Raw genomic sequence first — 24,044 nt, forward strand, 5'->3', positions numbered from 1 at the left:
TTTTTATTTGTCTAAAATCCCGTTAGTACCTTCCAATCCCTCACCAAAAATTACTTCAGTAGAAAGATCCCGCATCAAAGCTCCTAATCCCAAGCGCTCAAATGATTTTGCTTGTAAATTAAGTACATGCCACTCACCTGCTATTTCTTTCTCAAGTAGGTAAGCAAGGTATTGAGCAAGGTCTTTACCTTTAATTTCAGCAAGGACTTTTGCGCGTTCATGGTTTTCGGGAGATAAACGCACATGCGTAGATTTTTTTTCAAGGCTCATAAAATTGTCCTTAAGCAGCAACTGCATTTGAACGATATTTCTTTTTTAGAAATATCTCTGGATGTAAAAGTTTTTCTTTTGGCGGGATGCCTCGAACTGTCCAGTTTTGAACACGTTGAGTTTGATATTTAAGTTTTCGCGCCAATGCTGAAGCTCCGCCATTTGCTTCAATCAGGGCGCGATCTGCATCGATTGAATCCATAAGTAAATCCGCATAAAACAATTTGTTTTATAAATATAAAACGTTTTGTTTGATCGGTCAATCATTTTGTTTGACACAGATTGTGTTTTTTTTGAGAAAATTTAATTAATTGTTTTAGGTTGTTTTATTATGAGTGATAAAGAGCTACACCCAACAATGCAGCGCATTTATGATGAGACAGGATTGAATGCCAACTCGTTAGCTTCTTTACTGGATGTTGATTCCCAACTTGTGTACAACTGGGATAAACGAGGTATATCTAAAAAAGGCGGGCTGCAAGTTTCGCAAAAGCTGGGATTAGACTATGGTTGGATTCTTTCTGGTACTGGAAGCCCTAAGATAGAAAAAGTTTTTAATGAAAATAAAGTTTCCCTCTCAGGAAGAGTGGGTGGATGGGTGCCAGTGAAGTCTTATAGCAAGATGGGGTACGATGGGTACTATACGGAAATGGGTTATGGGGGAAATGGTGGAGATGGTTACGTACCTTCACTTACAGCGGGTGTTAATGCCTATGCAGTAAGAGGCTCAGGTGATTCAATGTACCCAGCTATCCGCAATGGCTGGTACATAGTATGTGATCCAGATGCAGATCCAACACCTACTGAATTTGTAGAGGTACAGCTCAAAGATGGGCGACGCACAGTAAAGGAGTTTATAGGCATTGTTAATGAAGTTCTTCATCTGTTAGCTGTTAATGGCGAGAAAAGAACCACATTTGATATGGATGATGTGGAGGCTATTGTTGCTGTGACTGATATTGTCCCACCTAGTCGCCATGTGAATGACTACCCTACTTTACCAATGCAAGATATTCATTACGACTAATTAACTAGAACAATTCACCGCCTTCGGGCGGTTTTTTTGTGCCCAATAAAAATAACACATTTTGTTTTATATTTCTCTTGACCTCATAAAACATAATGTTTTATATTGTGATAACACAGTTTGTTTTATCCAATAAAAAATCCCCAACACTTGCAGGCGACGGGGATTACTCAATGAGTGAGATAAGTATGAATCAAAGAATCAGAAAGTACAAGTTTATCCAAGCTACGGTTGATAGCTTATCCGGCTACTTAATCGGATCAGCACTATCAGTAATTCTTGGATTATTGATTGTAGTCCCTTTCCTTCGTTCATGTGCCGACGAGCAACACGTCAACGAACTCAAAGCAAAAGAAAACCTTTATGTCCGCGTTCAGGTTGAGGGGGTGAAGTGATGGATTCTTTAAAACTAACGATCAAACCACCTGTAACTGAATGGTGTAGAACATGTGACTACACAGCTAGTAGATCATTTTATTCACATTTAGCCAAATGCCCGAATTGCGGATCTAGTCAAATGACATCAATGACTAAGCTTGAAAAGGTTTTTTCGGTTTCAGTTTCAAAAGGCGCTTTTGCAATCACATTTGGCGGCCAATTATGTGAAGAGCAGTATCAATACACTTTTTACAACTCTCCACTTGGAAAAAATGTTCGCGTTATAGCTGATGAAGATTATGAGCGAGATTGTCCTTTTGAAACTCTAGAAGATCTTTATTCAGCAAGGGATGTTCGATACAGCGATCTTGCGATTTTAAACGAGCTTTATACATCGGTTTATTCAGATGATGAATGGAGACCTGAGCAAGAAAAGGCTATTGCCAACAATCGTCGTATAGAACTTGAAAAAGAACTGTATCGCTTGAATCAAGAGTTCAGTTTTTACAAGGAGCCCTCTCATGGATAACTACAAAACACTTGAATATCTTGAGCCTCAAGCGGATGGAACATTTAAATTTATTGAAAGTGGCAATCCTACTAATGGAAATCAGCTAATTGAGATTCCAGAAGGTGCTCAAATAGCTTACTACTTTGGTGCTGAATACAACCATATTTCTTTTTATAAAAAGGTTGGAAAAACAGTATTTGTTATTAACCCTAATTACAAAGATTGGAAAGAGACAAGTTACAAGAGTATTGATGAAGTCCCATACCAATATGTAGAGGGGTTTGTAGTTTGGCAACGACCTACCCAAGACCAAGGCTTGATTAGCGGGGCTGAGGCAATGATTGCCGCGCTTGACGACAAAGAAGTTGAATACCGATGGGTTGATGGTAGTTGCAATTGGCGTCCTTTTAATGATGAGGATTGGTCAGTAGAAGACTTAAAGTCTGGCACATATAGCTTCCGCCTCAAACCGCAAACCATCAAGCTTGAGTTGGAAATACCTGCTCCTTACAAAGCAAAGATTGGCGGACGAGATGACACTTCATTCGTTCTTAATGTGGGTAGACATCAATATCTTTATCAGAATGAAGATGACTACACCAAAGCTAGAAATGCTTTAGAGGCAGCATTTGACGCAGCTTTAGGAGGTAACAACTCATGAATATGTTCGTTACCAAACCTGAGCTGTTATGCCCCAGATCAAAGCTTTTGCAAGACCTGAGCAAACACCCTGAATTGTTAGCTGGTGCTGTTGAGTATGCATTTCAAAGTGGTGATATCAATTCAAAAGAATATCGACACTGGAAAAACAAGATTGCAGAAAATGAGCGTAAGCACACCGCAGCCCTACTAGCGACCATTAAAGCGTGAGGTGTGTATGGGATTTCTATTCAATGCAACCTTTCTAGAACAGTTTGGCTATAGCGCAGGCGAAGAAGATGAAGCAACCCACTACAGCACATTTGGTGGCAGTGATTGGAAATTGAAAGCCAATAAAGACCAGATGTTTTATTGGGATGCCAATGCTAAGTCTTGGAGACGTTGGCACTTAAGCCTTGAACACTGCACGCCAATTGGTGAGAAAGAACCAAATTACAAATGCGGACCAGTTAATCAAGTCGTTAGTAAGAGAGATGACTCGATTCGTGAATTGTCTCCGATTTACTCAAATTCGAAATATAAAGGTGATTAAAGATGAACATGCAAAGTAAAGAACAGTTCTCTTTCACAAAAGCAGAACGTAAAAAAGCAAAGCTTAAGTTAAATCTAAATGGTGCAAGCGGCTCGGGTAAAACCTACTCTGCCCTTGTGCTGGCTTCAAGTCTTGGCAAAAAGATTGCTGTTATTGATACAGAAAATGAGTCTGCATCTCTTTATGCAAATGAATTTACCTTTGACACATTGCCGCTAAAACCACCTTACAGCCCTGAGCGTTTTGCTGGTGCAATTCAAGCTGCATACAACATGGGTTATGAAGTTTTGGTCATTGATAGTGCTAGCCATGAATGGATTGGTACGGGTGGTTGTTTAGAGATTAACGATCAGACAGCAGCTAATAAATTCCGAGGTAACACATGGTCAGCCTGGTCTGAAACTACACCTCGTCACCGTAAGTTTATTGATGCAATTCTTCAAACAGATATGCACATCATCTCAACCACTCGCGCAAAAACCGAGACTGTTCAAGGTGAGAACAAGAAAATCATGAAGCTCGGTATGAAGGCTGAGCAGCGTGATGGTTATGAATATGAATTAACTGTGGCCTTGGATGTTGTGCATGAAAGCCATGTTGTTTTACCAACTAAAGACCGTACCAAATTATTTAATCCAGCCGGCGAAGTAATCACGAAGGAAACTGGAGAAAAGCTTATAGCTTGGCTTAATGATGGTCGCAGTCAAGAAGAAGCATTACAGGCTTCATTTGATGAAGCTATTAAACGCATTAATTCAACTAATGATGTGGCAGAGCTTGGAATTATCTATTCACAGTTCAAAGGCACTGATTGTGAAGCAGAGATTGTTAGCGCTTGTAGTAGTCGTAAGCAATCTTTAATTGGCACACAAGGCAATGCATAAGGGAGCAGCAGCATGACATTGAATGAAAGAGAGGCTTTCTGGTTAGAACAGTTGCCTATTTTTAAAGAAAACTACATCTGTTTGGCGCAACTCGATGCTGTTGAGTTTAATAACGAGACAGGAAACTTTGATGCACTAACAGCAGATGCAATTGGCTTTGATTTAGACGATATTCTTGAAGCCTACCATTCTGTAAACACAGGTTGGGCAATGTGGTTAAGAGCTAAGAGTTTAGAAAAAGCCAAAGCTCAGGCGGTGCCAGAGTGGATCAGCGTCGAAGATGAAGAGCCTCCCCTAGATGAAATGGTTTTAATCTGCTGGTCTGATTCACCAGATGTTCAACCAGAAATGGATTATATGGCTTGCGATGAGGACTTAAATCACATCTGGGTGAACTTTGAAAGTGATCCACCTACACACTGGATGCTTTTCCATAAAGTTCCTAGCAATAAGGAGAGCCAGAAATGATTGACTTGAGCAAAGAACGTGAAGCATTTGAAGCTAAGTTTCCTAAATCTCATTGGGTTGAGTGGGATGACAAACAAGGTAGATATATATGTGCTTATGTTGCTGATGCAGAAGCAAACACATACACCAAAATGTTTAAAGCTTGGATTGCAAGAGCTGAAAAAGCATTACAAGTAATGCCAACTCAAAGAATGTTAGATGCTGCTAGAGATTGGTCTTATAAAAAATATGGTAAGGCAATTGGTAATGATGCCGCTATGGGATGTTGGAAGGCAATGGTTGAAGCAAGCGAATCGGGAGCTGAGGGATGAAAGAACTTAAAATTACTTGGTTAGATTATTGCCCTAAATGTGGATTTGACGAGTATGCCGATGTCTCCACAGAAAAGGGTGATGAAACTTATTTATATGTAGGCGACTTAGTTAAATGCCCTAAATGCAACCATCAGGGGTCTATCGAAACTGATTGGGGTGATGCTTATGTAGAGTGGGAAGAAGTTAAATCGGAAAGTAAGGAGGGGTGAAATGGGAATGGCTACAGATCACGAATTACTCCATAAGATTTTGGAGGAAATGCAGAGCTTAAAAAAACAACTGGCCGCAGACAATGAAAGACGTGTAAGTGTGAAGGAATTTCAAGAACGTCTCGGCTGGAAAAATACAAAGTTCTATGAACGCATAAAGATGGGTGAAATTGCTCCACCCCTTAAAGATGGAACTTATAGTTATTATTTAAACTCATATGTGAATGAGGTTGTCACAAGACGATCAAATTCTGCTACATTAGCCGCTTAGAAAAGCGGCTTTTTATTTGATTCAAATAAGGCACTTTTTGAAAAGTGAGTAACATTGTGAGTAACTTTACATAGCTTGCAAAAATATCAATTATATTTCAGAAGGTTAAGTTCATCATGCTTCTAATGATCGACAATTACGACTCTTTTACCTACAACATCGTCCAGTATTTTGGCGAGTTGAATCAGGAAGTAAAAGTAGTTCGCAATGATCAAGTCACATTAGAGGATATTGAACGATGGCAACCTAAATATCTTGTGATTGGTCCTGGCCCTTGCTCTCCAAGTGAAGCAGGTATTTCAATTCCTGCAATTAATCACTTTGCTGGAAAAATTCCTTTGCTTGGCGTGTGTTTAGGGCATCAAAGTATTGGGCAAGCTTTTGGCGGAAAAATTGTAAGAGCCAAAACGGTGATGCATGGACGTTTATCTGATATGTACCATAGCAATAAAGGTATTTTCAGTAATCTTCCTAGCCCTTTCTCAGCAACTCGTTATCATTCATTGGTGATTGATCAGCAAACCCTGCCTGATTGCCTTGAAGTAACGTGTTGGACCAATGAAACAGATGGCTCCATGGAAGAAATCATGGGTGTTAAACATAAGACATTGCCTGTTGAAGGCGTGCAGTTCCATCCTGAATCTATCTTGAGTCAACATGGCCATCAAATCTTTAAAAACTTTTTAGATATTTATGCATAAGTGATCCCTATGAATATTCAACAAGCACTTAACCATATAACAAAAAATATTCACCTGACTCAGCCGCAAATGGAAGACATTATGCGTAGCATCATGCAAGGTGAGGCAACCGAAGCACAAATTGGTGCTTTGATGATGGGCCTTCGCATGAAAGGTGAAAGTATTGACGAAATTACTGCTGCTGCACGTGTCATGCGTGAATTTGCGATCAAGATCGATGTTAGCGATATCAAATATTTAGTTGATATTGTCGGCACAGGTGGCGATGGGCAAAATTTATTTAACGTCTCTACAGCTTCAAGCTTTGTCATTGCAGCAGCAGGCGCAACTATTGCAAAGCATGGTAACCGAGGCGTTTCAAGTAAATCAGGTTCATCTGACCTACTTGAACAAGCAGGTATTAACCTTGATTTAGATATGCAACAAACTGAGCGCTGCATTCGTGAGATGGGTGTAGGCTTTTTATTCGCTCCAAACCACCACAAAGCAATGAAATATGCTGTCGGCCCACGTCGTGAGCTTGGTGTTCGTAGCATTTTCAATTTACTCGGCCCGCTTACGAATCCGGCCGGCGTAAAACGCTTTGTGATTGGTGTATTTTCAGATGAACTTTGCCGTCCAATTGCCGAGGTTATGAAGCAGCTTGGTGCTGAACATGTCATGGTGGTTCATTCAAGAGATGGACTTGATGAAATTAGCCTTGCTGCTCCTACCGCTATTGCTGAACTCAAAGATGGTGAAATTACCGAATGGACGCTTAATCCAGAAGATGTCGGGATTGAATCACAAACTTTAAATGGTTTAGTGGTAGCAGATGCTGCAGCAAGCTTAAAGCTGATCAAAGATGCATTGGGTAAAAATAAATCTGACATTGGTGAAAAAGCAGCAAATATGATTGCGCTTAATGCGGGGGCAGGTATTTATGTCTCAGGCATTACTCAAACCTATGCTCAAGCTGTTACATTCGCCCAAGATATTATCTATGGCGGACAAGCTCTAGAAAAAATGAGTGTTTTGGCTGAATTTACCAAAACATTAAAGCAATCTCAGGCAGATTAAGGATTTCTCATGATTAATATTCAAAATACCATTTTAGGTAAAATTGTTGACCGTAAACATGAGGAACTTGCTGCGCGTTTAAAACAACGTAATTTACAAGATGTTGAAGAATTAGCAAAAGCTGCGACTCCAGTGCGTGGCTTTGCCAACGCTTTAAAACATAAGCGCCCTGGTGTGATTGCTGAAATAAAAAAAGCCTCTCCATCAAAAGGAATCATTCGCGCAGACTTTAATCCTGCCGAAATTGCCCAGCAATATGAACAAGCTGGAGCAGCATGTCTATCGGTACTGACCGATGTTGATTTCTTTCAGGGTGCAGATGAAAATATTGCGATTGCTCGTAATCATTGTGCCCTACCTGCTTTACGTAAAGACTTTCTGATCGATCCATATAATGTAGTTGAAGCACGTGCTTTGCATGCGGACTGTATTTTATTAATTGTTGCTTGTTTGTCTGACCAGCAACTCGAAGAAATGTCAAAAACTGCGTTTGAACATCAACTTGATGTATTGGTTGAAGTTCATGATGAAGAAGAAATGGAACGAGCGTTAAAGCTTTCTGAGCAATGTTTATTAGGCGTGAATAACCGTAATTTAAAAACGTTTGATGTAGATTTAAATACATCCATTCGATTGAAAAAATTACTTCCGACCTCACGTTTATTAATCACTGAAAGCGGTATTGCGACACCAGATGATGTGCGTATGATGCAAGAGCATGATATTCACAGTTTCTTGGTGGGCGAAAGTTTTATGAAACAACCACGTCCAGATCAAGCTTTTACTGCACTTTTTGGACAACCTCAAACGGTTTAATGAAGATATATGAGTAATAAAGATTCATCGCTTTCTAAAGAGCAACAAAAGTTATTGAAGCAATTTAAAAAGCAAATCTCCAATCCTCATTCAAGCAAAATCGAAAATCAGCCTGAGTCTAAAAAAGCTCAGGCTGAGTCTGAAGAATTGGAAGATACACATCTATTTCAACAGGCTGTTGCTGGTGTTAAACGCATCAACAATAGTAATGTTGCCGATGTAAAAACACCTCGTGCCAGAAAAGTCGACGCACAAACTCTAGCGAAGCGTGCAGCCGCAGAAGGTGGCCGTGATACCGAACACGCCGAGTTATCAGATACTCAAGCTGCTTTAAATCCGGTCGCAAGCCAAGCAACGTTAAGCTATCGCATTGCGACTCTGCAACATAAAGTTTTTGAAGACTTAAAAGCAGGCAAGATGCGTTGGTTTGAAGCTGTAGATTTACACGGCTGTACCATTGAGCAAGCACGTGACGCAGTTTTACAGATTATCCAGATGGCAAAAGATGAAAATCAAAATGTTATCAAAATTGTGCATGGCAAAGGCCCAGAGGCGGTCTTAAAAACCTATGTCAACGGATGGTTACGTCAACACCGCGATGTTTTGGCTTTTGTAAGTGCTCCAGAAAATCAAGGCGGCACAGGTGCTGTTCTCGTACTGCTTAAACGAGCAGAAAAAAATCCGAAGTTCGAACAAAAAAAATGATCCTTTGGGATCATTTTTTTACATCAAACACCTGCAATAATTGAGCAACTACTGCAATGGCAATCGTTGCAGGTTGTTTCGATGAAATCCCTTCTATACCAATAGGGCAAACTAAGCGTTGTAATGTTTCTGGAGTATAACCGCGTACTTGCATACGTTTCTCAAAAATAGCCCTTTTACTTTTTGAGCCAATCATCCCAACATAAGCAAATGGTTTTGTCGTAGGTTTCAAGGCTGCAAAACACAGTTGCAAATCTAATTGATGATCGTGAGTTAATACTAAAATTGCACCTGAACGGTCAAAATGCTCGATCTCGGCTTCAAGCGTATCAGTCGTTAAGCATTGCACCTGTTGCAGTAAGTCTGATGGGAAAATATCATCACGTGGATCAATCCATTTCACCCGAACACCAATAGGCAATAAACAACGGACAATTGCTTCACCCACATGCCCTGCTCCACAAATCAGCACGTGCATGGTATTTGGTTGAATCTGCTGGCCAAATTGCCATTGCTCACTGTTGGCAGAATGAAACTCGAAACTTGGTTGTTGTTGCATGTCCATAATCTGCCAAGTGGACGCATATTGATGTGAGACGGTACGCCATATATGCCTTCCAGCTCGCCATGCTTGCAAACTCATGGATAAATCTGACGGGGTTACAGCGGGTGATATTTTTTCAAACAATAACCACATCACCCCACCACAACATTGCCCCAACCGAGCACTGAGGTTAAAGCGTTCAATACGCCTCACAGAAATTCCCGTTTCTTTTAACATTGCTTTAGCAATATCAATAGCCTGAAATTCTAAATGCCCGCCACCGATCGTATCGGATTGCTGCCATTGCTGTTGCAAATTAAACCGCAATAACATGGTTGCACCAACTTCTCGTGGTGTTGAACCATCAGCGCGGACCACTGTGACCAATACCATAGGTAGAGCATCGACTTGCCACGCTACAAAATCAGTCCACCATTGTAAATGTTGCATAATCTTCTACATTTTAGCTTGTGGACGTTTAGCCAAAGCTTGTCCCCGCCCAATCGCAATTGCACGTAAAATTTCTTCGGCAGTTGCCGGAGCATTGAGTACGAGCGGTGCATTTTCTGGAATAGCCGCCTGTACAGCCTGACGAATTGCAGAGAAAACAGATAATGCCAACATAAATGGGGGTTCACCTACCGCTTTGGAGCGATAGATGGTATCTGCCTGATTTTGGTTATCAAACAGTTTGACATTAAAAATATGCGGAATATCAAAACTGGTCGGAATTTTGTACGTTGAAGGCGCATGGGTAAATAAGCGTCCTGCGTGCGGTCCTTGAGGCTGCCAATACAACTCTTCTGTCGTGAGCCACCCCATCCCTTGGACAAAACCACCTTCAATTTGTCCAATATCAATTGCAGGGTTAATTGACCGTCCAACATCATGCAAAATGTCAGCACGTAACACTTTCATTTCGCCAGTTAGCGTATCTATTGCGACCTCGCTGACCGCTGCGCCATAAGCATAATAGAAAAATGGACGCCCTAAATGGTTGACCTGATCATAGTGAATTTCTGGCGTTTTATAAAAACCACTGTCCCATAGTTGCACACGTGCCATATATGCCCGTTGAACCAAGTCAGGAAATGTCCATGAATGACCATTCGCTGTTGAAACCATACTATCTTCAAACTGGACTTGTTCAGCTTCACTTTGACTTATTTCGGCTGCAAGTTTAGCCAGACGCTCACGAATTTTAATACAGGCATTTTGAACAGCTTTACCGTTTAGATCTGCGCCACTTGATGCTGCAGTTGCCGAAGTATTTGGTACACGAGAAGTATCGGTTGCAATTAAACGAACGCTATCGATTGGTAAACCCAACTCATGTGCAGCGACCTGCCGTACTTTGGTATATAGCCCTTGTCCCATTTCTGTACCACCGTGCGTAATCGCGACAGTGCCATCCATGTAGACATAGACCAGTGCACCTGCCTGATTGTAATGCACGGCGTTAAACGAAATACCAAACATTAATGGGGTTAACGCAATACCACGTTTAATGATGTCATTGTTCTGATTAAAGGCCTGAATAGCTTGTTTGCGTTTCGCATAATCGCTAGTCTGCAATAATTCAGCTACCAATTTTGGCGCAACATTATCACGGACTTCGGCCCCATAGTGCATACGGTCACGTCCAGCACCGGGCTGTTCGGCAAAGAAATTACGTTGACGAATTTCAACCGGATCACAACCTAAATAACGAGCAATGTCATCAATAATATTTTCAATCACAAACATGCCTTGCGGTCCACCAAAACCACGATAAGCCGTATTGGACACCGTGTTGGTTTTACAACGTAAGTTACGTAGCTCAACTGCATTTAGATAATAGGCATTGCCAATATGGCAAATCGCACGTTCATTCACTGGCCCAGAAAGATCAGCCGAAAAACCGCAGTTTGAAGCCAGTTGTACCTTTAAGCTTTGCAGAACACCACTGTCATCAAAAGCTACAGACCACTCATAAGCAAAACCGTGACGTTTGCCTGTAGCACTCATGTCATCATCACGATCCAAGCGTAATTTACACGGACGGCCTGTTTTTTTCGCTGCCAAAGATGCAATGCATGCCCACTGCGCCGACTGTGACTCTTTACCACCAAAACCGCCACCCATACGGCGACTTTCCACACTGACCTGATGCATATTCATGCCTAATGCATGACAAATCAGTAACTGCATTTCGGTTGGATGTTGTGTCGAGCAATAGACTTTTAAACTCTGATTTTCTTGTGGAATCGCATAAGAAATCTGTCCTTCAAGATAAAAATGCTCTTGCCCACCCAGCTCAATGGTTCCAGAAAGTTGATGGGCTGCGTTTTGAAATGCCTGCTCAACTTCACCATGGCTAAATTCAACAGGCGGTAACACCCACGATTCTTTTTCAATTGCATCTTGAATCGTTAAAATTGGGGTTTCGGGCTCATACTCAATTTTTGCCAAGCGAACTGCCTGACGGGCTTGTTGATAACTCTCGGCAACAACCACAAACAAGGCTTGTCCATAAAACTCAACCTGCTCTTCGGCAAAAATTGGGTCATCTTTAACAATCGGCCCCCAATTATTTTCAACCTCAATATCCTTTGCCGAAAAAACTGCATAAACACCTTCAGCCTGACGTACGGCATCCAAATCAAACTTACTGATTTTACCTTTGGCACAACTTGAAAATCCGACCGCCAAATGCATGGTATTTTCAAGCTCGGGTAAATCATCAATATAAGTTGCCTGCCCCGTTACGTGTAAATGCGCGCTCTCATGTGGAATCGAGTCGCCTGCTTTAGCTGATTTTTTAGAAATATTTAAGTCAATGGTTTGATTCATATTAGATCTCCACCATAGCAATCAGGTCATTCACACGAGTGAGTGTTTGAGACAGAATTTTTTCTACATAAAAGCGCTGTAAACAGTTTTTCGCGACGTGTAAACGATATGCCGAGCTAGCACGTCCATCATCTAAGGGTTGATAGTCTTGCGACAAGGCCTCTTGTGCCAGAACGATCAATTCTGTTGTAAGTTGTTGACCTTCCAATATGGCTTCTGCATATTTTGCACGTTTGGGAATAGCAGCCATACCACCAAAAGCAATTCTTACATTGTGAGCGACATCATCATTATCTAAATCGCATGAAATGGCTGCACATACCGCAGAAATATCTTGCTCAAAACGTTTGGCAATTTTATAGCTGGCAAATTTAAAACGTGTCTGCCCTTCGCGAAGCGGAATAACAATCGCCTCAACAAACTCACCAAGTTGTAATGCTGTTTTTTGATAGTCTAAATAAAAGTCTTCCAAAGCAATTTCACGGGTCTGCTCACCTACACGCAAAATCAATCGTGTACCTAGTGTAATTAATGCTGGCATTGAATCGCCAATCGGCGAACCATTGGCAATATTTCCACCTAAAGTTCCTGCATTTTTAATCGGCATGGAAGCAAAACGGCGCTGCAATTCTTGAAAGTCGGAATAAAAATCTGAAATTTTAATGAGTGCATCGCTCAAACTTACATTTGCTCCAATCGTTAAAGCATGGTCTGTGACTACAATCTTTTTCAGCTCTTCAACTTGACCGATATAAAGCATATCGCCCAAATCACGGCCCTGCTTTGTGACCCACAAACCTACATCTGTGCTACCTGCAACAATACGTGCTTGCGGCAACTGTAAACGTAAAGTAGCAAAATCCTGCAAAGTCTTAGGTGCAAAAAATTGCTGCTTTTGATCATTCAAATGCAATGCAGGTAATGTTCTGATCTCTTTTAATACATCAATTACTTTTTGACGTTCTAATACAACACGTGGATAGTCATAAGCTTTTTGTGCTGCATCTAAAATAGGGCGATAGCCTGTACAGCGACATAAGTTTCCAGAAAGATAATCACTGATTTTATCTTTGCTTGGAGAATGTTGTTCATTTTCGTACATTGACCATAACGACATGATAAAACCGGGTGTACAAAAACCGCATTGTGAACCATGCATATCAACCATCGCCTGTTGTACCGGATGAAGTGTCCCATCTTGTACAGGCAATAAGCTATGAAGGTCTTCTACTGTAAATAAGGCTTTACCATCTAAAGTCGCTAAAAACTGAATACACGCATTCACACTGCGTAATTGCAGGTTGTCATTGACCAACTCACCAATCACTACTGTACATGCACCACAATCGCCCTCAGCACATCCCTCTTTTGTACCAGTCTGCCTAGTCTTACCAGTTTGGGTATATTCTCGTAGAAATTGTAAAACCGTCATTGTAGGTACTACATTTTCTACTTGCTGCTGACCACCACGGAAAAAGAAGGTGATTGGACGTTCTAACATGTTTTATCCTTATGCTTTATAATAATGCTTCTGTGCAAATATGATGCCATTACGCGATCATTTAGAACTTACCAATATTAAGCGCACATTTCATGTCCAAACACTTGACTATTAACGATAAAAAACATGAAATTTATTCATCTTTTATTAAGCTTGCGCAAAACCAAAATAAATATAGTGCGAGGATTTATGAACATCAGGTCATGTTTCTGATACAATGCCGAGCTTGTCTAATAGAGTAAATTTATACGTCTTATGTCAATGCAGCAATCGTACGCAAATATCCTGACTGCCGTCGGTGAAGATCTTGATCGTCCCGGCCTTAAAGATACGCCTGTGCGTGCGGCTAAAGCTTTTTCATATTTAACTTCTGGCTATAGTAAAACTTTAGAAGAAGTCACCAATAATGCTGTTTTCCCATCAGATAACCATGAAATGGTATTGGTGAAGAATATTGAATTCTATTCGCTTTGCGAACATCATCTCCTCCCATTCTACGGTCGTGTTCATGTTGCCTATTTACCGGAAGGCAAAGTTCTCGGTCTATCTAAATTTGCACGAATTACCGAGATGTTTGCTCGCCGTTTGCAAATTCAGGAAAATCTGACTCAACAAATCGCAGAAGCTGTCGCAGAAGTCACTGGTGCTCGCGGTGTTGCTGTAGTCATCGATTCAGCACATATGTGTATGATGATGCGTGGTGTAGGTAAACAAGAGTCTACAACCCGTACAGTTTCATTTGTCGGAGATTTTAAAACCGACAAAGAAGCACGTCGTGAATTCTTAAGTGCAGTACCGGAAAGCTACTAATATAGTTTTTACCGTCTAAATAAGAGCCCGACAATGTTGGGCTTTTTTTTATAGCTGAACGCGATAAACTTCGATCCAATTCTATAAAACATAACAATTAAATTATGTGATTTTTGTTATAAAAGTAGGCATCTTTCTTTTTAAATAATTTATGAGCTAATCATGCGATTTAAAAAAATTTCTTGCTTACTTTTATCCCCTCTTTTTATTATTAGTACCTCAATTTATGCGGGCAATACACCAAAAGAACAAGAAATTAAAAAACTGGTAGATCAAAACTTTAAACCTTTATTAGATAAATATAATGTACCGGGTATGGCCGTGGGCGTTATTCAGAATAATAAAAAATATGAAACGTATTATGGTCTTCAATCTGTTCAAGATAAAAAAGCCGTAAATAGCAGTACCATTTTTGAGCTAGGTTCTGTCAGTAAATTATTTACCGCTACAGCAGGTGGATATGCCAAAACAAAAGGGACAATCTCTTTTAAAGACACACCTGGAAAATATTGGAAAGAGCTAAAAAATACACCGATTGATCAGGTTAACTTACTTCAACTTGCTACCTATACAAGTGGTAACCTTGCCTTGCAGTTCCCAGATGAAGTACAAACAGACCAACAAGTTTTAACTTTTTTCAAAGACTGGAAACCTAAAAACTCAATCGGTGAATATAGACAATATTCAAATCCAAGCATTGGTTTATTTGGAAAAGTTGTGGCATTGTCTATGAATAAACCTTTCGACCAAGTCTTAGAAAAAACAATTTTTCCAGATCTTGGCTTAAAACATAGCTATGTAAATGTACCTAAGACCCAGATGCAAAACTATGCTTTTGGCTATAATCAAGAAAATCAGCCAATTCGTGTTAACCCTGGTCCGCTAGATGCTCCAGCATACGGCGTCAAATCGACACTACCCGACATGCTTAAGTTTATTAATGCCAACCTAAATCCACAAAAATATCCAGCAGATATTCAACGTGCAATTAATGAAACACATAAAGGTTTCTATCAAGTCGGCACCATGTATCAAGCATTAGGTTGGGAAGAATTTTCTTATCCAGCGCCTTTACAAACTTTATTAGACAGTAATTCAGAACAAACTGTGATGAAGCCTAATAAAGTGACTGCTATTTCAAAAGAACCTTCAGTTAAGATGTTCCACAAAACTGGCTCAACCAATGGTTTCGGAACATATGTCGTGTTCATTCCTAAAGAAAATATTGGTTTAGTCATGTTAACCAATAAACGTATTCCAAATGAAGAACGCATTAAAGCAGCGTATGCAGTATTAAATGCAATAAAGAAATAATCGCCTTAGCTAAACACAAAAAAGAGAAATGAATAATTTCATTTCTCTTTTTTTAAGGGCGTATTCTTTAAAAGAACCAGACATATCCTAGACTTGATTTCATCCAGTCTTGATGGTTTTGTTGTTCATAATCCCAATTTAATCGAACGGCATTATTGCGATTAATCACATATTGCCACTGAGTATTTACTCTCAAATTCCATTGGTTTTGATCTTCCCAATAGGGCAACTCAATTTGCACCACAGAGTTGAAGCGCTCAAACCATTGGTTCATACATCCTAAAGTTGGGCCCATCCCTACACGCCACCCTTTATCGAGATTTGAACCCGTTTGTACATAAGTTTGTACTTGTCCATAGCAAATATGCTTTCGCTCATAGTCTGCAAGACTGTAACCGACCTGAGCATTAAAGCTTGCTACACCGTGTTGTTTGTCTTCGCTAAAGCGTCCATCATGAATGGCTTCCTGACGCCAACCTAAATTAAATCCCCAACTCAGTGGTGTTTTAAATGGTTGAATCGGGTTATAAGAGTTCACTTCTAACAGATCAAGACGTTCTAGTTTTAAATGGTCATTTCGCCACTGCGCGTTACCATTTAAAAAGAGTAATTGAGTACCTGCACGATATCCGCCTTGAGGGTCTATTAAGTCATGGTAGGCTTGCCGATGACCAAGTTCAATAAACTTATCATCTTGCACCTCACCAGCTTTCACGGAAAAGTTACGCGCGTTATGGCCTTGGGTTGGTTCCTTTTCTGGTCTTTTTGGTTCTTGACGCTGCTTATCTAAATCAATCTGACTTCTGAGTGCTAAAAGCTGACGTAACTGCGGCTGAGCAATGCTTTCTTCTATTTTTCGGCTAATAAATTGGAGGTATAAATCATCGTAAGCCATCTCTAAAATCTTAGCCTGATCCTGCTCAGTAAATGATTTTAAAATCTGAGAAGATTGCTGTGTCGGCATCATCGTAATTTGATGAGCCACCTTCGCCAATGAGGCACCATGCTGATGAGCTTGTGCCAATAATTGAGTTTCTAATGCAGGTCGATATATAGGAGCTTTGGTAAGTCCCTCCTGCTGCATCGATTTAATGGTTTCCATTGGAATGGAGGCATAAGTAAATTTTTCTTGTAAGTTAGATTCAGGTTTTACTAAATCCACTAACCCCAACAATCTATAGGCACAGTTATCACTCACAAAGTAATATGGGAAACTCACGTGTTGCATTTCCCAAATGTGAGACACCAAGAAACGTGTTTCCTCGGGAGTTAAATTTAGCTCATATTCCCATAAATCACGGCTTTCAAAATCGCCATATTCTTTTACTTTACGGTAATAAGGCATTAGTGAATATTCACCCGGATACTGCCCTGTTAAACCTTTCCATGCATATGACCAGTTGTCGTTGCCTGCCACAGTTGCTGCGTAGTTTACGGCGTAAGAAACTAAATTTAATTGTTGCTGATCTTTGGGGTCTAAACGCAATAACGTATGGCCAAACATGGAGCTCGGATTGCCCATAAAATCGGTCGCATAAATTAATGTCGCTTTGTAGGGCTTAATTTGCTCAATCCAGTTTTCAAATTCAGTACACTTTACTTGAGGCAATTCATTTTCTTGAATGCCGACTTTTTGCATGAGCCATTGGCTACGCGCAGGGAACTTACAACGAACCGACTGATTATCTTGAGCAGGTATAAATAATGCCGAGATATCCGCTTTCAGTTCTTCTTTTAAGTTATTTTTTCCATTGTCTGATAAGAAATAGCCAGAATAAGTGACCTCACTTTTCTGGTTTTTATTGGCATACATGAGCCTTTGCCATGTAATATCTTGGTCAAGATTTTGTTGTTCTGCGATTGACCAATATTTTTGAATAGATGGATTTATATCTGCTGAATACGCAATATTCACTGCCAAAGAGGCAAAAACTAAAACAACTGACTTCATTAAGCTCATCAATTTTTATCATTAAATATAAGAAAAACCCTGCCATACGACAGGGTTTTCAGTTTCAAACTTATACGTAAGCTTTTAAAACGTCGTCTTTAGCCATTACAGTTTGTAATGACGCTAAAACTTGAAGCGTATTTTGGTTATTTGCAGAATAGATTTCACCAAAGTTTGCTTTTGAAACTTTAAAGAAACGGTCTTTGTCTTGAGGTTTAATTTGCATTAACTCAGCAAGTACGTTCAGGCTTTCACCTTGGCCTACTGCCATATCACGTGCTAAAGCTTCAGCATTTTCATTTGTGAATGTAACCACTTGAGCAGTTACTGTTCCGCCTTGACGGCAGCCTAAAGTACCGAAAGTGATCCCTAATAATTGGTTAGTAAAAATACCGTTTGTTGTTGCAGCAAGAATTTTAGGCGCTACTCCTTTTTTGCCAGCCCATACTTGTGTACCCACACCACAACCTACGTCGTTGTCAGCCATTGCAACACTTGAACCAGCTGCTAATAACGCAGCTAAAGCTAATTTTTTTAACATAGATGTAAATCTCCAAAATCATTATTGATTGTTTCTTATGTGTTGTATTGTTATGTGTAATTTTTATTACACGCTATTAAAGATAGCGAGATGGTTGTGAATTAGCAATTAAAAAATAAACAATATGATAAAAAGTGCAAAAGAAAAATTTATCTTAAATTCCAGTTACCTTGATTATCTCGATGACCCAATATTTTAAGTACCAGTACTAAACTTAAGAGTAATAATAAATACCATGACCCCAGTTTACCCCAACCCACCATATGCCAAGCATCTACCTGACTTGGATAGAGCCAGATTTTATAAAAAGTACTAATATTTTCAGCAATCCAGATGAGAAAAGCGAGGGTAAATAATACAGGTAACATCGGAATTTTAAATTTATATTCATTTAACTGAAAATAAAGTTTGGTATTCCAAAAAATAAAAATACTGATCGCAAATAAAATATATCGGATATCAGGTACAAAAAATTTACTCATAAAGTTTATATATGAGAAAAATGCGAGTAAAAGCATCGTTCCAAAACTTGGGAGTTTTTCAAAAGAAACTTGAAACAGTCGAATTGACCGTGCAAAAAAACTACCTACAGCCGAATACATAAAGCCTGCAAATAAAGGCACAGTTAAAATTTTAAATACCGCAGGCTGAGGATATTGCCATGATGCAATCGCAGGGTGTGTTAAGAATATTTCCATGACCATCGCCATGACGTGAAATAAAGCAATAACTTTGGCTTCTGCCCACGATTCAAGTTTTAAATATAAAAGACAGATCTGTATCAGCACTGCATAGATCAGTAAATAATCATAGCGATAAAAACCCATATATTCATGGCTTCCCATCGGTGCTGTGAAAGCAAAAGCAATTAAAAGCAGAATACCAAACAAGGCTGCCGAAACAGCCTTGCCGATAAAATGAATTGGTAAAGTAAGATGGCGCACAAAAACTATCCTAGATATTTAGCACTATACTCATGCACTGTATCTACAAAGATTTTTGGTTGCGCAGGGTCTACCCACTGAGTAATACCGTGGCCTAAGTTCGCAACGTAACCTGTTTTTTCGCCGTTTGCATAGGCATCGTCTAACATTGCTTTTACTGCTTTTTCAATTGAAGCAGCCGAGCCATATAAAACAGCAGGATCAAGATTGCCTTGTAACGCTACACGCCCAGACACAACATTTCGAGCTGTATTAAGCGGAGTAGTCCAGTCCAGTCCTAATGCATCTGCACCAGTGGTAATCATTGGCTCTAACCATTGACCGCCACCTTTCGTGAACACAATAACAGGAATACGGCGGCCATCTTTCTCACGCTGCAAACCAGCAATGATTTTATTCATGTAGTTTAAAGAGAATTCGACGTATTCGCGGTGTGCTAATGCCCCGCCCCAGCTATCAAAAATCTGGATCGCCTGAGCACCTGCATCAATTTGAGCATTTAAATAGTCAATGACTGAATCTGCTAAATGATCAAGTAAGGCATGCAAAACTTCTGGTTGTGCATACATCATCTGCTTGGTAAAACGGAACTCTTTACTTGAACCCCCTTCAACCATATAAGTTGCAAGCGTCCAAGGACTACCAGAGAAACCAATCAGTGGAACCTGACCACCTAAGGCAGAGCGAATTGTACTTACCGCATTCATCACATAATCAAGGTCTGATTTTGCATTTAACTTGGGTAAATTCGCGACATCTTGTTCAGTGCGAACCGTCTTTTGAAACTTAGGGCCTTCACCCGTTTCAAAATAAAGCCCTAAACCTAATGCATCAGGAATTGTTAAAATATCTGAAAATAAAATCGCTGCGTCTAAGTCGTAACGGCGTAAAGGCTGCAAAGTTACTTCACAAGCAAATTCTGTATTTTTACATAGAGATAGAAAGTCGCCTGCTTTTGAACGTGTTTCACGATATTCAGGCAAATAACGTCCCGCTTGACGCATCATCCATACCGGTGTGGTATCTACAGGTTCGCGTAACAAAGCTCGTAGGAAACGATCATTTTTCAAAGTCGTCATTACCAATCTCTATATTCTTTATGTGGCAGCATCATATCAAAAACATAAAGATTTTTATAATTTCAATTTCACACAAAAAACTCGTCAATCTACTAAAAAATGCATATTTACACAAAAGTCTACTGCAAGCTGCGGGGTTTTCTGCAATACTTGCAACATGTTACATCGGGTCTATTGATATTCTTTTAACCACTAAATTGCCAATCTTGAACTCATAGAGATGAGTTATTGGTAGTTTTATGCACTTTTAGATTAGATCAAGCCCCTATTGCTTATATGAAAATTCTTAAGGTTGAATTACATGTTTGTTCGCTCATTACTCGCTATGAGTTTAAGTTGTATTATTGCTAATGTTGCTTTTGCTGCTTCAACAACTGAGCAACCCCTGAACCCTAAAAAGGTATCAGCTCCTGTAGAAGATCCGATTGATCCTTTAGCAGTAGATGCAGCTTCAACTGTAAAAGCTCAAGCTTCGACACAAATTACCGCTCAAGAACAAAGTGACTTAAATCGAGCGTCAACAACATTACAAAATTTGCAAAAAACTGAAGACCAAAATGCTGATTCAGGTATTGCCGCTTCAGCACCGGTAGCCGTAGCTAAAACGACCACAACAACTGCAAAGACTTCAGCTCCAGCAGTTTCTTGGACATTAGATAGCTTAAATTCGGCTGAATGGTATGAAAATATTGGTAAAGGCCAGTTTCCAGTTTACGCTCGTGCTCACGTCATGCTAAATAATGCACATGCATCACCAGGTGCAATTGACGGTATGAGTGGCAAAAACACTTTAAAAGCAATCTCTTCATTCCAGCAAATGAATGGTTTATCACCTACTGGTGAACTGACTAAAGAAACTTGGGATGCATTAGTTGCTAAGCAAACAAAACCTTCATTTATTGAATACACCATTACTGATGCTGATTTAAAAGGCCCATATGCACAATCAATTCCTTCTGATTATGCTTTACAGGCTAAAATGAAAGGTTTGTATTACACTCGTGTTAGCGAAATGTTGGGCGAAAAGTTTCATATCGATGAAGCTTTCTTAAAAACAATCAATCCAACAGCAACATTCAAAAAAGCGGGTGAAAAAATCATTGTTCCAAACGTACGCAATGATTTACCAGAAGACATTCATTTGATTATTGCGCATAAAGGTGCAAAACAACTGTACCTATTTAACAGCCGTAACCAAATGATTGCGTCATTTCCTGCAACAATTGGCAGTACTGATACGCCTTCTCCGACCGGTACTTACAAGGTAGTTGGTGTAGCTCGTAACCCATGGTATAGCTACTCACCTTCTAATTTCGTACAAGGTAAAAACTTAAAACCGCTTTCTTTACCACCTGGCCCAAATGCTCCTGTAGGTAATATCTGGATCGGTTTAAGTAAAAAATCTTTTGGTATTCACGGTACACCAAACCCGTCTTTAATTTCTAAAACTGCATCACATGGTTGTATCCGTTTAACTAACTGGGATGCTAACGATTTAGGTAATAAAGTACGTTCAGGCGTAACTGTTAAATTCTTAGAATAATCCTCTTAAATAAAAGAGCCTGCTTTATGCAGGCTTTTTTTATTAAATTTTTAATATATCTCAGTGGAATATTTAGTTATTGTTTTGACTATAAATATAAAACCAGCCTAGGTTTAATAATTACACAGCAATTTTTGTATTTAGAATATTTAGCATGGTTTGCATTTTAGCTTCTGTTTCTAGCCATTCAGCTTCAGCATCTGACCCTTCAACAATTCCCGCACCCGCATATAAGCGCATTTTATTTTCACTGAGTAGACCACATCGAATCGTCACTACCCATTCTCCATTACCCTCGGCATCCATCCAGCCTACTAACCCCGTGTAATAATGTCGGTCATAACCTTCATGATCTAAAATAAACTGCTTAGCAACATGAGTTGGTGAGCCACAAACCGCTGGTGTTGGATGTAATTCTAATGCAAGGTTTAATGCATTCGGTGCCTGTTGTTTGAGCACACCTTGGAACTCTGATGATAAATGCAACATTGTTGATGTTTCTAAAATATCTGGAAATTCAGAAACCTTAAGCTCTACACAATGAGTGGCTAAATTTCTAATAATATTTTCAACCACAATTCGATGTTCATGCTGGTCTTTCTCAGAATGATTTAATTCTTGTTGGCTGACGAAATTTTTTTCAGAAATTTGAGATTTGGGTCTAGAACCGGCCAAAGGATTACTGGTTACAATACGACCTTGTTTTGATAAAAGCAGTTCTGGGCTTGCGCCTAGAATATAATTATTATGTTCTACTGGAATCACAAAATTATAAGCATTTGGATTTTGTTTTAATAAAGCAGCCAATAAGTTTTCTGGCTCTTGATGACGGTTAAACTCATATTCAACAGCCTGAGAAAGAACAACTTTTTCTACCTTCTTTTTCTCAAAAGCATCTAATGCTAACTGTACTGTACCTTCAAATTTTTGGCGTTGAATGAGTAATGATTTATTAATTATCTCAATGTTATTACGATTTTTTAATGAGTTAATCGTAGAAGATGCTTGTGTTATTTTTTTATGATCAGCATAAAAATTTAAGCTACTTTTCTTTGTAATATCAAAAGGTATAGCACCAATTAAAACTGGATTTTGATGGCCTTGCTTTTTAATTTCTTCAAAACATTTTGCAATCTCATCATTAAATTGTGCGGTATTTGCTGCAGGTGTATTTAGCGTTTTAACGAATTCGTTCACTTCGAGATAATAATTTTTCGTAGAGAAACATGAAAATTTCTTTTGACCGATATGATCTAAATTTTGCTCTACTGATATTTGAGTCTGCATCATCTGTATATCACCTCTCACATTGATTTTTTTCAAGCAAATTCTGTAGTACTTCTTTTTAAATATAGGAGTATAAAAATACTGAAACACACATTAATGCAAATGATTATTATTATCAATAATAAAATTAGTTTTCAATGCAAGAAATTGTAATTATCTCGTTATTTGTATAAAAAAATTGAACTTTAATCTCTAGATTTATCTCGATTGAACTTTCTTGAATAAGGTAAAAATAAAGAAACTCACCATCTAGTTGTTTAAAACTTATATTTTTAAAATCAATAATTTGCTTATATTTTAAATAAATTGCTTTAATGATACTTTCTTTAGCAGAGAATATTACCAAATATAAATATGCTTGTTTTTTTTGCAGCTTTTCAATTTCTGCTTGTTCGTTTTTATTTAGAAAAACATCATAAAATTCATCTTTCTTTTTAAAAAAAATATAATGTTTTTGAGACTCTATATCGATCCCAAATATTTTTTCTTGAACCATGTTATTTCTAGCATATGCGATGGCATGACATGATTTTTTTGATCCAACATGGCTAATCCCACCCAGCACTCCTTCGGGCCATAGGGGTTCCCCATGTCTACCTTGATAGACAATAGAATCTTGTAAATTAAGGTTTTGTAATGCATATTTTGCTGCTAAGCGTCCCGTCAAGAACTCTAATTGACGAATGAAGCGTGAGCTTTTTATCTTCGGTGGAAGAAATATATTCAGCTCCTGATAGATATGATCAAGTTTAGATATTACTTTGATTTGGCTGAGCTGAACTTTATGTATATCTAGCCCAAAAGCTGTTAGCTTTTCATATTGAATATTTATTTCATCCAGACATGAGTTAGCCCTTCTACTTAACGGCTTCTCCCTATTCATAGCCTGCACT

29 protein-coding genes are annotated in these 24,044 nt (G+C 39.2%); 18 read left to right on the plus strand and 11 right to left on the minus strand.

All coding sequences use genetic code 11. The annotated features are described in order from the left end of the window. Positions 1-3: 3 nt before the first annotated feature. Both RMA94_RS18045 and RMA94_RS18050 read right to left on the minus strand, forming a co-directional pair. The gene (locus RMA94_RS18045) at positions 4-270 is read right to left on the minus strand and encodes a hypothetical protein (protein ID WP_311083931.1); all 267 of its coding nucleotides are present in this window, start codon (positions 268-270) and stop codon (positions 4-6) included. 10 nt (positions 271-280) lie between these two features. After that, complete coding sequence (locus tag RMA94_RS18050) at positions 281-472, minus strand: hypothetical protein (RefSeq protein ID WP_311083932.1); 192 nt, start codon at positions 470-472, stop codon at positions 281-283. 129 nt (positions 473-601) lie between these two features. On the opposite strand from RMA94_RS18050, the gene RMA94_RS18055 reads away from it, so the two are divergent. The 15 genes from RMA94_RS18055 (at position 602) to RMA94_RS18125 (ending at position 8,805) form a co-directional block, all read left to right on the plus strand. After that, positions 602-1,297, plus strand: a complete 696-nt coding sequence (locus tag RMA94_RS18055) for a S24 family peptidase (RefSeq protein WP_311083933.1) — start codon at positions 602-604, stop codon at positions 1,295-1,297. Between the two features lie 188 nt (positions 1,298-1,485). Beyond that, entirely contained in the window at positions 1,486-1,692 is a 207-nt protein-coding gene (locus tag RMA94_RS18060; protein ID WP_311083934.1) for a hypothetical protein, read from the plus strand. Positions 1,693-1,814: 122 nt separating this feature from the next. Beyond that, positions 1,815-2,204, plus strand: coding sequence for a hypothetical protein (locus RMA94_RS18065; protein WP_311083935.1), 390 nt, complete (start codon positions 1,815-1,817; stop codon positions 2,202-2,204). Then, positions 2,197-2,847: a hypothetical protein gene (locus tag RMA94_RS18070; RefSeq protein ID WP_311083936.1), complete on the plus strand. Its 651-nt coding sequence runs from the start codon at positions 2,197-2,199 to the stop codon at positions 2,845-2,847. The genes RMA94_RS18065 and RMA94_RS18070 overlap by 8 nt, the downstream gene beginning before the upstream one ends. Further along, entirely contained in the window at positions 2,844-3,056 is a 213-nt protein-coding gene (locus RMA94_RS18075; RefSeq protein WP_311083937.1) for a hypothetical protein, read from the plus strand. The genes RMA94_RS18070 and RMA94_RS18075 overlap by 4 nt, the downstream gene beginning before the upstream one ends. A 7-nt stretch (positions 3,057-3,063) precedes the next feature. After that, positions 3,064-3,378, plus strand: a complete 315-nt coding sequence (locus RMA94_RS18080) for a hypothetical protein (RefSeq protein WP_311083938.1) — start codon at positions 3,064-3,066, stop codon at positions 3,376-3,378. A 2-nt stretch (positions 3,379-3,380) separates the two neighbouring features. Then, a complete protein-coding gene (locus RMA94_RS18085; protein WP_311083939.1) occupies positions 3,381-4,262 on the plus strand; it encodes an ATP-binding protein in 882 nt (293 codons plus the stop codon). Positions 4,263-4,274: 12 nt separating this feature from the next. Next, positions 4,275-4,730 (plus strand): DUF551 domain-containing protein, encoded by a 456-nt coding sequence (locus RMA94_RS18090; RefSeq protein ID WP_311083940.1) that lies wholly within the window; start codon positions 4,275-4,277, stop codon positions 4,728-4,730. Then, complete coding sequence (locus tag RMA94_RS18095; protein ID WP_311083941.1) at positions 4,727-5,041, plus strand: hypothetical protein; 315 nt, start codon at positions 4,727-4,729, stop codon at positions 5,039-5,041. The genes RMA94_RS18090 and RMA94_RS18095 overlap by 4 nt, the downstream gene beginning before the upstream one ends. Further along, positions 5,038-5,253 (plus strand): hypothetical protein, encoded by a 216-nt coding sequence (locus RMA94_RS18100; protein ID WP_311083942.1) that lies wholly within the window; start codon positions 5,038-5,040, stop codon positions 5,251-5,253. The genes RMA94_RS18095 and RMA94_RS18100 overlap by 4 nt, the downstream gene beginning before the upstream one ends. A gap of 1 nt (position 5,254) precedes the next feature. After that, positions 5,255-5,524, plus strand: a complete 270-nt coding sequence (locus RMA94_RS18105; protein ID WP_049082657.1) for a hypothetical protein — start codon at positions 5,255-5,257, stop codon at positions 5,522-5,524. Positions 5,525-5,640: 116 nt separating this feature from the next. Then, the gene (locus RMA94_RS18110; RefSeq protein WP_063099311.1) at positions 5,641-6,225 is read left to right on the plus strand and encodes an aminodeoxychorismate/anthranilate synthase component II; all 585 of its coding nucleotides are present in this window, start codon (positions 5,641-5,643) and stop codon (positions 6,223-6,225) included. A 9-nt stretch (positions 6,226-6,234) separates the two neighbouring features. Next, positions 6,235-7,284 (plus strand): anthranilate phosphoribosyltransferase, encoded by a 1,050-nt coding sequence (trpD, locus tag RMA94_RS18115; RefSeq protein ID WP_108011262.1) that lies wholly within the window; start codon positions 6,235-6,237, stop codon positions 7,282-7,284. Positions 7,285-7,293: 9 nt separating this feature from the next. Continuing rightward, positions 7,294-8,100, plus strand: a complete 807-nt coding sequence (gene trpC, locus RMA94_RS18120) for an indole-3-glycerol phosphate synthase TrpC (protein ID WP_078225159.1) — start codon at positions 7,294-7,296, stop codon at positions 8,098-8,100. Between the two features lie 9 nt (positions 8,101-8,109). After that, positions 8,110-8,805, plus strand: coding sequence for a Smr/MutS family protein (locus tag RMA94_RS18125; protein ID WP_311083943.1), 696 nt, complete (start codon positions 8,110-8,112; stop codon positions 8,803-8,805). A gap of 10 nt (positions 8,806-8,815) precedes the next feature. Here the strand turns inward: RMA94_RS18125 and xdhC are convergent, their stop codons facing one another. Genes xdhC through xdhA form a run of 3 tightly spaced genes read right to left on the minus strand, consistent with a single transcriptional unit; the run spans position 8,816 to position 13,682 of the window. Continuing rightward, complete coding sequence (gene xdhC / locus RMA94_RS18130) at positions 8,816-9,799, minus strand: xanthine dehydrogenase accessory protein XdhC (RefSeq protein WP_311083944.1); 984 nt, start codon at positions 9,797-9,799, stop codon at positions 8,816-8,818. Positions 9,800-9,805: 6 nt separating this feature from the next. Next, positions 9,806-12,181, minus strand: a complete 2,376-nt coding sequence (xdhB, locus tag RMA94_RS18135) for a xanthine dehydrogenase molybdopterin binding subunit (RefSeq protein WP_311083945.1) — start codon at positions 12,179-12,181, stop codon at positions 9,806-9,808. 1 nt (position 12,182) lies between these two features. Next, entirely contained in the window at positions 12,183-13,682 is a 1,500-nt protein-coding gene (gene xdhA / locus RMA94_RS18140; RefSeq protein ID WP_311083946.1) for a xanthine dehydrogenase small subunit, read from the minus strand. Between the two features lie 261 nt (positions 13,683-13,943). Here xdhA and folE point away from each other — a divergent pair, with 261 nt between their 5' ends. Continuing rightward, positions 13,944-14,492 (plus strand): GTP cyclohydrolase I FolE, encoded by a 549-nt coding sequence (gene folE / locus RMA94_RS18145; RefSeq protein WP_002118643.1) that lies wholly within the window; start codon positions 13,944-13,946, stop codon positions 14,490-14,492. 162 nt (positions 14,493-14,654) lie between these two features. Continuing rightward, positions 14,655-15,806: an ADC family extended-spectrum class C beta-lactamase gene (gene blaADC / locus RMA94_RS18150; protein WP_311083947.1), complete on the plus strand. Its 1,152-nt coding sequence runs from the start codon at positions 14,655-14,657 to the stop codon at positions 15,804-15,806. A gap of 67 nt (positions 15,807-15,873) precedes the next feature. Here the strand turns inward: blaADC and RMA94_RS18155 are convergent, their stop codons facing one another. From RMA94_RS18155 to hemE, 4 genes are all read right to left on the minus strand, one after another. Further along, positions 15,874-17,766, minus strand: coding sequence for a DUF4105 domain-containing protein (locus RMA94_RS18155; protein WP_270906324.1), 1,893 nt, complete (start codon positions 17,764-17,766; stop codon positions 15,874-15,876). A 61-nt stretch (positions 17,767-17,827) separates the two neighbouring features. Continuing rightward, positions 17,828-18,298 (minus strand): DUF3015 family protein, encoded by a 471-nt coding sequence (locus RMA94_RS18160; RefSeq protein ID WP_003650547.1) that lies wholly within the window; start codon positions 18,296-18,298, stop codon positions 17,828-17,830. A gap of 149 nt (positions 18,299-18,447) precedes the next feature. Next, entirely contained in the window at positions 18,448-19,242 is a 795-nt protein-coding gene (locus RMA94_RS18165) for a DUF817 family protein (RefSeq protein WP_039759049.1), read from the minus strand. A gap of 5 nt (positions 19,243-19,247) precedes the next feature. Further along, positions 19,248-20,321 carry a uroporphyrinogen decarboxylase gene (gene hemE, locus RMA94_RS18170; protein ID WP_014207275.1) on the minus strand — a complete coding sequence of 358 codons (1,074 nt, stop codon included), beginning with the start codon at positions 20,319-20,321 and terminating at the stop codon, positions 19,248-19,250. A 301-nt stretch (positions 20,322-20,622) separates the two neighbouring features. Here hemE and RMA94_RS18175 point away from each other — a divergent pair, with 301 nt between their 5' ends. Next, a complete protein-coding gene (locus tag RMA94_RS18175; RefSeq protein ID WP_069123758.1) occupies positions 20,623-21,864 on the plus strand; it encodes a L,D-transpeptidase in 1,242 nt (413 codons plus the stop codon). 120 nt (positions 21,865-21,984) lie between these two features. On the opposite strand, the gene basJ is transcribed toward RMA94_RS18175, so the two are convergent. Further along, positions 21,985-23,154 carry an acinetobactin biosynthesis isochorismate synthase BasJ gene (gene basJ / locus RMA94_RS18180; RefSeq protein WP_311083948.1) on the minus strand — a complete coding sequence of 390 codons (1,170 nt, stop codon included), beginning with the start codon at positions 23,152-23,154 and terminating at the stop codon, positions 21,985-21,987. A gap of 124 nt (positions 23,155-23,278) precedes the next feature. Then, positions 23,279-24,034, minus strand: a complete 756-nt coding sequence (locus RMA94_RS18185; RefSeq protein ID WP_311083949.1) for a 4'-phosphopantetheinyl transferase superfamily protein — start codon at positions 24,032-24,034, stop codon at positions 23,279-23,281. Between the last annotated feature and the right edge of the window lie 10 nt (positions 24,035-24,044).

The sequence above is a fragment of the Acinetobacter sp. V115_6 genome (genome assembly GCF_031799025.1).
GTDB lineage: Bacteria > Pseudomonadota > Gammaproteobacteria > Pseudomonadales > Moraxellaceae > Acinetobacter > Acinetobacter pittii.